The following is a 12593-nucleotide window of genomic DNA, read 5'->3' as shown; positions in this document are numbered from 1 at the left end:
AGATTAGACGGTTACTTTAAAGCTCGGAGGGAGGGAAACAATATGTCAAAGACAGTCGTTCGTAAAAACGAATCTCTTGATGATGCTCTTCGTCGCTTCAAACGCACCGTTTCAAAAACAGGTACTTTACAAGAATACCGTAAGCGTGAATTTTACGAGAAGCCAAGTGTGAAACGTAAGAAAAAGTCAGAAGCAGCAAGAAAGCGTAAGAACAAGCGTCGTTTCTAATTCCTAAGGAGGGGTAGAACTGATGAGCTTACTTGATTCATTGAATAATGATTTGAAGACTGCGATGAAGGCTCACGACAAAGAAACCTTAAGTACTGTCCGCATGCTAAAAGCTGCAGCAACTAATGAACAGATTAAGGTTGGTCGTACTTTGACCTCTGATGAAGAAGTTAGTGTCTTGTCTCGTGAACTAAAGCAACGTAAGGACTCAGTTGATGAATTTACAGCAGCTGACCGTACCGATTTAGTCCCTGCACTTGAGAAGGAAATCGAGATTGTCGAACGTTATTTGCCGGAGCAACTTAGTGAGGACGATGTAAAGTCTATTGTTGAAGAAACGATTCGACAAGTTGGAGCAACATCTAAAGCTGATTTTGGTAAAGTAATGGGTGCAGTTATGCCTAAACTCAAGGGTCAAGCTGATGGGAAGATTGTTAACTCAGTTGTAAAATCATTATTGAACTAATGTAGATATAGTTAGTAGAAAAGGTTGTACTGAAACTTCGGTTTTGGTACAATTTTTTTGCAGTTTGTATCACCTTTTAATTAAATATGTTCTACAAAGATTGTCTTCTTACTGCTAAGTATCAATTCATATATGACTGAAAATATTTTACAATTCTCAATTTTTAAGGTAGTATTCGAAGACTTGCAATATGTATTGTGATGATTCATTTCGCTTTGGTCTTATATAGACTAGTGGACTTTATTAGATAATGGATTTATGCTATGATTTAAGCATAATATGGTTATTTGAAGGAGCCCATGCGGATTGACGGAAGAACAATTAGTTGAGAAGGAATTCAGATTAGAGGATCCACAGCAAAGTGTTGCGCTATTGGGTACTCATGATAAGTATATCAAGTTGCTTGAAGAAAGCGAAGCGGTTGTTGTTAAGCCTTTTGGTGAAGTTATCAAGATTAGCGGTTCATCGGAGTCAGTTGATAAGACCATAGCGATTTTGAAACAATTAAGTGATTTGCTAAGTCAAGGAGTTGCAATTAACAGTACCGATGTTTTGTCAGCTATCAAGATGGCAAAGCGAGGTACATTGACATACTTTCAGGATTTATACACTGATATACTTTTAAGAGACCAAAAAAAGAAGCCAATTAGAGTTAAGAATTACGGCCAGCGCCAATACGTGCAGGCAATCACTAATAATGACTTGGTTTTTGGAATTGGGCCTGCTGGAACAGGTAAGACTTTTTTAGCTGTTGTCATGGCCGTGGCTGCATTAAAAAAGAATGAAGTTGAACGAATTATTTTAACAAGGCCTGCGGTTGAGGCTGGTGAATCACTTGGCTTTTTGCCAGGTGATTTAAAAGAAAAGGTTGATCCTTATCTGCGCCCAATTTATGATGCTCTGTATAGTGTTTTAGGTAAGGAGCACACTGAGCGCTTGTTAGATCGTGGAATCATCGAAATTGCGCCGCTTGCCTATATGCGTGGTCGTACGCTTGAGAATGCTTTTGTAATTCTAGATGAGGCACAAAATACAACACGAGCACAAATGAAAATGTTTCTTACGAGACTTGGATTTGGTTCTAAGATGGTTGTCAATGGTGATAAGACGCAAATTGATCTACCAAAGGGGCACAATCAGAGTGGACTCGTAGATGCGGAGAAGATATTGGTAGGACGGCCTCATATTAGTTTTGTTAATTTTGATGCGGCTGACATTGTACGTCATCCTGTGGTTGCAGAAATAATTGATGCATATTCAAAACAAGGTGAAGAAGAGGGTTAAATTAATGGATTTAGAGGTTTTTGATGAAACAGATAAAGTTTCTGAAGAAAGAATTGAGCTGGTGAAGAATGTATTGGAGTATGCTGGGAAATATATTAAGCTGCCTGATGACACAGAAATGTCAGTCACTTTGATGGATAACCCGCGAATACATGAAATAAATAAACAATATCGTGGTGTTGATAAGCCAACCGATGTTATTAGTTTTGCGATTGAAGAAACTAGTGAAGATGATTTACCAATAATTCTTCCTGATGATGAAGAATTCGATGTTCCCAAAAATATTGGTGATATTATGGTTTCAATGGATAAAGTCAAGGAGCAAGCGGAATATCTTGAGCATTCTGAAGAACGTGAGCTTGGATTCTTAGTTGTTCATGGCTTTTTACATTTGAACGGATATGATCACATGCGTAAGGAAGATGAAGAAGTCATGTTTGGACTACAACGTGAGATTTTGGATGCCTATGGACTTAAAAAATAAACGTGCTGCTAACTGGAAACATCATCATTTTTGGGTATCTTTTTGTCATGCATATCAGGGCTTAAAGACTGCTTGGAAAGAGGAGCGTAATTTGCGTTTTCATTCTGTCATGACAGTTTTGGTAATCCTTGCCGCCTTAATTTTTAGAGTTACCATGATTGAATGGTTATGGCTTGGTTTGAGTATTACTATTGTTTTAGTATGTGAACTGATTAATACTGCGATTGAAAATGTGGTTGACCTGATTGTTGGAACGCAAAGCAATCAGTTGGCGAAAAAAGCAAAGGATATTGCTGCGGGAGCTGTACTAATTGCTTCATTATTTTCTTTAGTTGTTGGACTCACAATCTTCTTGCCTTATCTATGGCATGTATTTTTTTCTTAGAAAGGATATTAAATGCAAACAAAAAAACATTCTGGTTTTATTGCAATAATCGGACGGCCAAACGTTGGTAAGTCGACTTTTTTAAATCAAGTAATCGGTGAAAAAATTGCGATTATGAGTGATAAAGCACAAACAACACGAAATAAAATTCAGGGAATCTATACAACCGATGAGACACAAATTGTATTCATTGATACCCCGGGAATTCATAAACCTCATAGTCGTCTGGGAGATTTTATGGTTGAATCGGCATTGTCAACTTTAAATGAAGTCGATGCTGTAATCTTCATGGTTAATGCAACCGAGAAAAAAGGACGTGGAGACGAATTTATCATTAAGCGGTTGAAACAAGTTAAACAGCCAATTTTCTTGGTAATTAATAAAATTGATAAAATTCATCCAGATGCACTCCTAGGCATTGTCGAAAGCTACCGCGAAGAGTTAGATTTTACTGAAGTGTATCCTATTTCTGCATTGCAAGGTATTAATTGCCCAGAATTAGTCAGTACAGTCAGCAATATGCTTCCAGAAGGGCCGCAATTTTATCCTGATGACCAGATAACTGATCATCCAGAACGTTTTATTGCAGGTGAATTGATTCGTGAACAGGTCTTAGATTTGACGCATGAAGAAGTTCCTCATTCTGTAGCAGTGGTTGTTGAACGAATTAGGCGCGAAGATGAAGAGAAAGTCTTGGTACAGGCGACGATTATTGTTGAACGTTCATCACAAAAGGGTATTCTGATTGGCAAAGGCGGCAAGATGCTTAAGACAATTGGAACAAGAGCACGCAAGGGAATAGAAAAGCTGCTTGGTGATAAAGTTTATCTTGAACTTTGGGTAAAGGTCCAGCCTAACTGGAAAGACAAGAAGGCCGATTTGCAAGCACTTGGTTATAAGCAAGATGACTATTAAAAGATAATTTTATGAATACTGAGGTGAGATCTGTGGGAACCACTAAAATGGCTGAATTTTCCGGAATCGTTGTTTATCGCAAGGATTATCGTGAACGAGATATGCTGGTTAAGATTCTGACAGATCACTATGGATTCAAAATGTTTTTCGTAAGGGGTGCAAGAAAAAGGGGATTTAAGTTGGCTGCTGCTATCTTACCGTTCACTTCGGCAACCTTTATTGGAACAATCAATGATAGTGGGCTTTCTTTTATCTCTGCAGTGAAGGAAGTTAAACAGTTCCAAACCATTTGCAACGACATTGTGCTGAATGCTTATGCTTCATATATCCTTGGGCTTGGAGAAGTTGCCTTTGGAGATGCAGTTCCACTAAATATCTGGTATGAAAAATTGGTACATGTATTAAAGTTGATTGACGATGGGATTGATGCAGCAATTCTGACTAATATGATTGAGGTGCAAATGCTCGGCTTTTTTGGTGTTAAGCCAAATCTAGCAAATTGTGTAGTCTGTGCCGAAAATCAGGGGGAATTTGATTTTTCGCAGAGCTTGGGTGGCTTATTATGCCGAAACCATTGGCACGTGGATCCACAGAGAATGCATTTGGATAAAAGAACTATTTTCTTCTTGAGGCAATTCAGTGCAGTTGATATTTTAAAGATTGGCAATATTAATGTTAAAGACAATACCAAGAAGAATTTACGAGCTGCTCTTGACCAAATATATAACAATGAGGTTGGTGTTAATATCAAAGCCAAACATTTTATTGATGAGATGGAAAAATGGCCGAAAGAAATTTTGCACAATCAGCAAGAGAAGCAAACTAAGGATTGACAAAAAGCATGTAAACGACTATTCTTACTTGGTAGATAAATGTGAAGGTAATGATGAAAAAGGGTGTCTATATTTTGTTTAGCAGCGAGTTCGGGTTAGTGTGAGCGGACAAATGAGATTTGACATTGGCATTTTTGGAATCTTCATAACATGAATGAAGCTGCTAGTGTATGCTAGAAGTAGGGTGGAACCGCGATTAATAGAAATCGTCCCTATGTAACCGCTGATTGTGGTTATATAGGCTTTTTTGTGTCCAGACCATTTTCAGTAGATAAATGGTAAAATTAGGAGGAAAAATATGTCAAAGAAGTTAGCCTTACAAGATATTATCTTGACTTTACAGCAATTTTGGTCAAAACAAGGATGCATGTTGATGCAATCCTATGATACTGAGAAAGGTGCAGGTACGATGAGTCCCTACACATTTTTGCGTGCAATTGGGCCTGAACCTTGGAATGCAGCCTATGTTGAACCATCTAGAAGACCCGCAGATGGCCGTTATGGTGAAAACCCGAATCGTTTATATCAACATCATCAATTCCAAGTAATCATGAAGCCCTCACCTTCTAATATTCAGGAATTATATCTTGATAGTTTGCGTGCTCTGGGAGTCGACCCCCAAGAGCACGATATCCGTTTTGTTGAAGATAACTGGGAAAACCCTTCAATGGGTTGTGCCGGTGTTGGTTGGGAAGTCTGGTTAGATGGAATGGAAATTACACAATTTACTTACTTCCAACAAGTTGGTGGGCTTGAAGTTCGACCCGTTGCTGCAGAGGTTACGTATGGCTTAGAACGTTTGTCGTCATATATTCAAGATGTTAATTCTGTCTTTGATTTAGAATGGGCAGATGGTGTTAAGTATGGCGATATATTCGGTGAGCCTGAATATGAGCATTCAAAGTATTCATTTGAAGAAAGTAATCAAGAAATGCTGCTTAACTTCTTTGATGCATACGAAGAAGAGGCAAAAAAACAAATAAAAAATGGACTTGTCCATCCTGCATACGACTATGTTTTGAAATGCAGTCATACTTTTAACTTGTTAGATGCAAGAGGTGCTGTTTCAGTAACGGAACGTGCTGGTTATTTAGCCCGTATTAGAAATATGGCGAAAGATGTCGCAAAAGCATTCGTGGCAGAACGTAAAAAATTGGGATTTCCATTGGTTAAAGACGAAAAACTGCGTCGAAGTTTATTAAAGGAGGACAAATAAGATGACTCATACATTCTTAGTGGAAATTGGTTTGGAAGAAATTCCAGCACATGTTGTAACTCCAAGTGCGCAGCAATTTACAGAGCGTGTCAGTTCATTTCTGAAAGAGCAACGTTTGTCTTTTGAGAGTATTGAAACGTTCTCAACACCACGTCGCCTGGCAATTAAAGTTTTAAACTTAGCTGACCAGCAAGCGGACATTGAAGAAGAAGCCAAGGGACCTGCTAGAAAAATTGCACAGGATGCTGAGGGCAACTGGTCTAAAGCGGCAATTGGTTTTTCACGTGGGCAAGGAATGACACCCGATGATATTTTCTTTAAGGAATTAAAGGGTGTTGAATACGCCTATGTAAATAAGTTTATCGCTGGCAAAAAAGCATTTGAAATTCTTAGTGATATTAAAACAGTGATTACAGCAATGATATTTCCCACAATGATGCGGTGGGGGAGCAACGATTTTAAGTTTGTACGTCCATTAAAATGGATTATTGCTTTATTAGATGATGAAGTTGTGCCATTTAATATTTTGGATGTGAGATCTGGCAATATTACGCAAGGTCATCGTTTTTTAGGTAAAGCAGTTACGATTAAGAATGCGGCTGAATATCCTGAAGTACTCATCTCTGAATATGTGATTGCTGACAGTCAGGCAAGGAAGAACCTTATTGTCGAACAGATTAAGAATCTAGCAACCAAGAATGACTGGCGAATTATTGTTGATGATGATTTGCTTGAAGAAGTTAATAACCTGGTTGAATATCCAACGGTTTTTGCGGGTGAGTTCGAGCAAAAGTACTTAGAAATTCCTGATGAAGTTCTGATTACCTCGATGAAAGATCATCAGCGCTTCTTCTATGTTCAAGATGAAGCTGGCAGGTTATTGCCTAATTTTGTTTCTGTTAGAAATGGTGTATCGGATAATATTGATACCGTAATTGCAGGAAATGAGAAGGTCTTGACCGCACGACTTGAAGACGCAGCTTTCTTCTTTCATGAAGATCAAAAAAATTCGATTGCAGCTTATGTTGAACGTCTAAAGAAGGTAATGTTCCATGACAAAATCGGAACAACTTTTGAAAAAATGGAGCGTGTTCAACTGCTTAGTGCTATTCTTGCAGATTACTTAGGTTTTGATGAAGAAAGTAAATCTGATTTGAAGCGTGCTGCTCAAATCTATAAGTTTGATCTTGTAACGGGAATGGTCGGTGAGTTTTCAGAACTACAAGGTGTAATGGGGGAAAAGTATGCGCTGTTGATGGGTGAGAAACCGGAAGTGGCGACAGCAATCAGAGAGCATTACATGCCGATTTCTGCTGAAGGCAAGCTTCCACAAACAGCTGTAGGAGCCTTGTTGGCGGTTGCCGACAAGCTCGATAGTATAGCAGCATTCTTTGCAGCAGGAATGATTCCAACTGGATCAAACGATCCTTATGCACTCCGGCGACAGGCTGCTGGGATAGCGCGGATAGTGATGGATCAAGATTGGTCATTGTCTGCAGTTCAGTTATTTGGTGCTGTATCAAAAAATGCGGCAGCAAATCCGAAATTATATCAAAAAATTATTCCTGCTGATAACACAGCAACAGAAGTTACGAGTTTTATTGTTGAACGAATCAAGAAGATTCTTGAGGCAGAGCATTATAATTTCGATGTAATTGAGACCGTGACAGCTGAAACGATTAATGGGTTTAAAGAAATGATTGCGGCAGCTAAGGTTCTTAAAGTTCATAGTGTCGATGAGGATTTCAAGGAGACAGTTGAGGCAACTACACGTGTCATGCGGCTTGCTAAAAAAGCAGAATTGCCGGCAGATATTCTGCTTAAACCTGAATTATTTGAGAATGATGCCGAAAAAATCTTTTCAGATAAAGTAACTGAAGTTGAAAAGGAAAATTTCGATAATGTTGAAGAAGTATTCCAGACATTACGAAAAATGCGCGTTGTTATTAATAATTATTTTGATGAGACAATGGTGATGGTAAAAGATATGAACGTCCGTAATAATCGATTGCAGCAGTTAAGCTTATATGCTGCATTTGCCTATAAATTAGGAGATTTAACAAAATTAAATGTTAAATAAGGATGGTCTATTCACGGCTGTGTCTTAGACTTTTAGTTGCATTTTCTTTATTCTTTGATTTTTATTCGTATTATTGTATAATTAGAAATGATTGTTTTTAGAGTGTTTTATTGAAAAAACAGGGGGCTGGGTCAAAATTTAACTTTTGATTCAGTTTCTCTATTTATTCCGTATAAACGTGTTTCATAAGTCAAAATTCTCCGTCTAACTTCGAATTACTCATAGTAAAGTGCTTGCTATGTTCGTAATTTCGAGTTAGTACTCAATTTTCCCGACTTATGACACACTCCCTGTTATTTCTTTAAGTCTGTTTTTTATACTATGAGAGTGAAGCGAGGTGATTTTGTGAGCCAACGAATACCTGAACAAGTGATTGAGAATGTCAGGAATAATGTTAATATTGTTGATATTGTTGGGCAATATGTTCAGCTAAGTAAGTCGGGCAGGAATTTATTTGGCCTATGTCCTTTTCACGAAGAAAAAACACCGTCTTTTTCAGTGACAGAAGAAAAGCAGATTTTTCACTGTTTTTCATGTCATAGAGGTGGGAATGTTTTTAAATTTATTATGGAGATTGAAAATATTAGTTTTCCCGAGGCAGTTCTTAAAGTTGCTGAATTAGGTAATGTTGAAATTGATGGGGAAATTATGCAAGACTTCGATGCTTCAGATGAAGAATTTTCTAACGTGCGCAGGTTAAAGCAAATTCATACAGATGCGGCTCAGCTTTATCATCACATCTTAATTAACACTCAAATCGGTGAAGAAGCCCTTGGTTATTTACACGAGCGTGGTCTAAATGATGATCTCATTGGTGAATTTAATTTAGGATATGCACCTGAAAAAGCAATACTTGAAGCTTTCTTCAAAGAACGAAAGGTTGATATTGAATTACTGAGAAAGTCTGGATTATTTGTGGAATATGGCGATGGAACCATGAACGATCGCTTTCGTAATCGTGTTTTATTTCCAATCAGGGATGATCAAGGCTCTACTATTGCCTTTTCTGGCCGATTATTGCATAAAGTTGACAAACAGCCTAAGTATTTGAATAGTCCGGAAACAGAAATTTTTAATAAACGGAAGGTTCTTTTTAATTTTGACAAGGCTAAAAGTGAAATCAGGCAAAAAAAATTTGCTATTTTATTTGAAGGGTTCATGGATGTTCTAGCAGCTTATCGTTCAGGTGTAAGAAATGGAATTGCTTCCATGGGAACAAGCTTAACTAATGAACAAATTTACCTGCTTGAAAGATCCACCAATGAATTATTTTTGTGCTATGATGGTGATGACCCTGGACAAAACGCAATTGCACGGGCATTAGAATTACTTGAACCTGTAACCAAATTAAAATTGGGAGTAATCGGAATTCCGGAGAAGCTAGATCCTGATGAATATGTACAAAAATATGGAGAAGCTGGATTTGAGCGACTTATATCCGATGCGCATGAGACGAAGATTGCTTTTTATATGCACTATTATCAAAAGGATCGAAACTTGGCAAATGAGAGTGATCAACTTGCTTATATTGCAAATATAATGCAGAAATTGGCAGTTATTGAATCACCAGTTGAGCAGGATTTATATCTTAATCAGCTAGCAACTCGATTCTCACTCGAAAAAGAGAGTTTGAAACTTCAATTGCGTGAGTTTATTGGGAAGCTCAAGCCTCAAATACAACTTAAAGCAGCTAAAGATAATAATCTAAGATATCCTGGTAATCTAAATGCTGCTGATTCACAAAAATATTCAAGGGTTGAGCGTGCAGAGCGTTTATTATTATATCGGATATTGCATGAACAGAATACACGAATCAGAATGAAAAATTATGCAGACTTTTCATTTGTTCATGATGATTATCAGTTAATTTATATTATTTCAGAAGGATATTTTAATGTATATGCCGAGTACGAAACTGCCCGATTTTTAGATTTTTTGGACAATGAGCGTACTAGGCAACTTATTGTAAGTCTTGAATTGGATAATTATGCTTTGGAGTCAAGTGATGAAGAATTTGAAGATTGCATTGATGTGATAAGCAGGCAGTCACCACTTGAACAGGTAATCACGGAATTGAAGCAAAAATTAGCAGATGCAAAAAGAGTTAATAACAGTGAACTTGTTACTAGCTTGACAATAAAGTTGGTAGCAGTACTTCAACAGCAGCAAATGAATAAATCGGCATCATTATAAGGAGGCCCAACATGGCAGAGAATATGAATAATGGAACTGAAAGTGCAGCATATATTAAAGCCTTGAATGAGTTAATTAAAGAATATAAAGCATCAAAAGAAATTAACTATGATGATTTGAGTGAAAAACTGGTTACTCCTTTTAGCTTGAATTCTGGTCAGATGGATGAATTGATTCAGAAGCTTGAAGACTCTGGTATTTCAGTTGTTGATGAAAAAGGTGAACCAAGTGAACATAGTTTAAAGGCTGCTTCAGGTGTTGCTGAAAAGGCAGCAAAAGATAAGAATGTGTCGGCACCTGCGGGGGTCAAGATTAACGATCCAGTCAGGATGTATCTTAAGGAAATTGGACGCGTGAACTTGTTGACAGCTGATGAAGAGGTTGCCTTAGCATTGAAGATTGAGGAAGGCAATGAAGAATCAAAGCAGCGGTTAGCCGAGGCTAATTTACGCCTAGTTGTTTCAATTGCCAAGCGTTATGTTGGTCGTGGAATGTCTTTCCTTGACCTTATTCAAGAAGGCAATATGGGACTAATGAAAGCCGTTGAAAAATTTGATTACCGCAAGGGATTCAAGTTTTCTACCTATGCGACATGGTGGATTAGGCAAGCAATCACACGTGCAATTGCAGATCAGGCTCGTACAATTCGTATTCCTGTCCATATGGTTGAAACAATCAATAAATTAATCAGAATTCAAAGACAAATGCTGCAAGACCTTGGGCGTGAACCAGTGCCAGAAGAAATTGGTGCTGAAATGGATATGCCGACAGACAAGGTTCGTGAAATCTTAAAAATTGCGCAAGAACCAGTATCTTTGGAGACTCCAATTGGTGAGGAGGATGATTCACACTTAGGCGACTTTATTGAAGATCGTGACGCTACCAGCCCTGCTGATCATGCTGCATATGAGTTATTGAAGGAGCAGCTTGAGAGTGTGCTTGATACATTGACTGATCGTGAGGAGAATGTCTTGCGTCTTCGTTTTGGTTTAGATGATGGTCGGACACGTACACTTGAGGAAGTAGGTAAGGTCTTTGGTGTTACGCGCGAACGTATTCGTCAGATTGAGGCAAAGGCATTGCGCAAATTACGACATCCCTCACGTTCAAAGCAATTAAAAGACTTTTTAGAATAAAATTTACTTGCTTTTTGGAAATAGATGGTTTAATATTCAACTTATCAGGAGAAGGGGTTTAACAAATGGTTGTATTTAACTTTAAAAAGACGAATAATGCATGTTGCTGTCTCATTCCGCGTGTTAGTGTGGATGAAATGGCTGCTTTGAGTTGGAATCTTTTTGTAGGTTGAGTTAAGAAAAATTCCATTTGAAGAGCTTTCCAGGCTAGGGCGCGAATCTTAATAGATTCGTGCCTTTTTCTTTTGGGAGTGTGCCATAAGTCGGGAAAATTTGAGTACTAACTCGAAATTACGAACATAGCAAGCACTTTACTATGAGTAATTCGAAGTTAGACGGAGAATTTTGACTTATGAAACACGTTTATACGGAATAAATAGAGAAACTGAATCAAAAGTTAAATTTTGACCCAGCCCCTTTTTCTTTTCTAAAAATAAGGAGGACTTACGATGATCTATCATACTGTTGAAGAATTAGTTGGAAATACACCGCTGCTGGAACTTAGCGTTGACGTTGCCAATGGCTCCCATATTTTTGCAAAAATCGAGTCAAGTAATCCAGGAGGAAGCATCAAAGATCGACTTGGTTTTTATATGATTGAGCAAGCAATCAAGGAAAATAAACTCAAAAAGGGAATGACTGTAATCGAACCAACTGCTGGTAATACTGGTATTGGGGTTGCAATGGCAGCGTCGTATTATGGAATGAAGACCATATTGGTTGTTCCAGAGAAATTCAGTCAAGAAAAGCAGACGCTGATGCAGGCGCTTGGAGCAAAGATTGTACATACACCTAGTGAAGATGGCATTGTAGGTGCAATCAAAAAAGCGAGGGATCTTGAGGCAAGCAGTACTAATAGTTATGTACCCATGCAATTTGAAAACTTGGATAATCCTGATGCTTATTATCACAGTATTGCCCCAGAAATTTATACTGAAATGAAGGATAATAACTTGCAGATTAGTGCTTTTGTAGCTGGTGCTGGTAGTGGTGGAACTTTTGTTGGAATGGCAAAATATTTTAAGGAGCAAGATAAAAATATCAAAACAGCAATTGTCGAACCTGAAGGATCGATTTTAAACGGTGGTCCAAAACATAGTCACCGGACAGAGGGAATTGGAGTTGAATTTATTCCACCTTTTCTTGAAAAGGAGAATCTTGATTATATTTATACAATTAGTGATCAAGAAGCATTCGGATTAGTCAAAAAACTTGCAAAAGATTATGGTATTTTTGCTGGAAGCTCAAGCGGTGCTGCATTGGCCGCCAGTCTGAAGTTAGCTGAAAAATTGCCCACTGGCAGTAACATTGTGACAGTTTTTCCAGATAGTAGTGAACGCTATTTAAGTCAAAAAATATATGATTAAAAGGAG

12 protein-coding genes are annotated in these 12593 nt (G+C 37.9%); all 12 read left to right on the top strand.

The window, feature by feature from the left end; genetic code table 11:
- Positions 1 to 42 precede the first annotated feature (42 nt).
- The 12 genes from rpsU (at position 43) to ABF682_RS04700 (ending at position 12587) form a co-directional block, all read left to right on the top strand.
- A complete protein-coding gene (gene rpsU / locus ABF682_RS04755; RefSeq protein WP_003690207.1) occupies positions 43 to 228 on the top strand; it encodes a 30S ribosomal protein S21 in 186 nt (61 codons plus the stop codon).
- A gap of 22 nt (positions 229 to 250) precedes the next feature.
- Positions 251 to 694: a GatB/YqeY domain-containing protein gene (locus tag ABF682_RS04750; RefSeq protein ID WP_289977064.1), complete on the top strand. Its 444-nt coding sequence runs from the start codon at positions 251 to 253 to the stop codon at positions 692 to 694.
- Positions 695 to 1000: 306 nt separating this feature from the next.
- The gene (locus ABF682_RS04745; protein WP_415619147.1) at positions 1001 to 1978 is read left to right on the top strand and encodes a PhoH family protein; all 978 of its coding nucleotides are present in this window, start codon (positions 1001 to 1003) and stop codon (positions 1976 to 1978) included.
- A 4-nt stretch (positions 1979 to 1982) separates the two neighbouring features.
- The gene (ybeY, locus tag ABF682_RS04740; RefSeq protein ID WP_289977061.1) at positions 1983 to 2462 is read left to right on the top strand and encodes an rRNA maturation RNase YbeY; all 480 of its coding nucleotides are present in this window, start codon (positions 1983 to 1985) and stop codon (positions 2460 to 2462) included.
- Positions 2446 to 2847: a diacylglycerol kinase family protein gene (locus ABF682_RS04735; protein WP_289977060.1), complete on the top strand. Its 402-nt coding sequence runs from the start codon at positions 2446 to 2448 to the stop codon at positions 2845 to 2847. Before ybeY ends, ABF682_RS04735 begins: the two co-directional genes overlap by 17 nt.
- A 12-nt stretch (positions 2848 to 2859) precedes the next feature.
- On the top strand, positions 2860 to 3762 hold the full coding sequence (era, locus tag ABF682_RS04730; RefSeq protein ID WP_415619146.1) for a GTPase Era: 903 nt from the start codon (positions 2860 to 2862) through the stop codon (positions 3760 to 3762).
- Positions 3763 to 3794: 32 nt separating this feature from the next.
- Positions 3795 to 4595 (top strand): DNA repair protein RecO, encoded by an 801-nt coding sequence (gene recO / locus ABF682_RS04725; RefSeq protein ID WP_289977058.1) that lies wholly within the window; start codon positions 3795 to 3797, stop codon positions 4593 to 4595.
- Positions 4596 to 4893: 298 nt separating this feature from the next.
- The gene (gene glyQ / locus ABF682_RS04720; RefSeq protein ID WP_289977057.1) at positions 4894 to 5811 is read left to right on the top strand and encodes a glycine--tRNA ligase subunit alpha; all 918 of its coding nucleotides are present in this window, start codon (positions 4894 to 4896) and stop codon (positions 5809 to 5811) included.
- 1 nt (position 5812) lies between these two features.
- Entirely contained in the window at positions 5813 to 7891 is a 2079-nt protein-coding gene (gene glyS, locus ABF682_RS04715) for a glycine--tRNA ligase subunit beta (protein WP_415619145.1), read from the top strand.
- A gap of 345 nt (positions 7892 to 8236) precedes the next feature.
- On the top strand, positions 8237 to 10084 hold the full coding sequence (gene dnaG / locus ABF682_RS04710; RefSeq protein ID WP_415619144.1) for a DNA primase: 1848 nt from the start codon (positions 8237 to 8239) through the stop codon (positions 10082 to 10084).
- A gap of 23 nt (positions 10085 to 10107) precedes the next feature.
- Positions 10108 to 11220: an RNA polymerase sigma factor RpoD gene (gene rpoD, locus ABF682_RS04705; RefSeq protein WP_289977699.1), complete on the top strand. Its 1113-nt coding sequence runs from the start codon at positions 10108 to 10110 to the stop codon at positions 11218 to 11220.
- Positions 11221 to 11669: 449 nt separating this feature from the next.
- On the top strand, positions 11670 to 12587 hold the full coding sequence (locus ABF682_RS04700; protein ID WP_415619143.1) for a PLP-dependent cysteine synthase family protein: 918 nt from the start codon (positions 11670 to 11672) through the stop codon (positions 12585 to 12587).
- Positions 12588 to 12593: the final 6 nt, after the last annotated feature.

It is taken from the genome of Liquorilactobacillus sp., from assembly GCF_047719775.1.
Lineage (GTDB): Bacteria > Bacillota > Bacilli > Lactobacillales > Lactobacillaceae > Liquorilactobacillus.
This window is presented reverse-complemented; position numbering and strand designations above follow the sequence as displayed.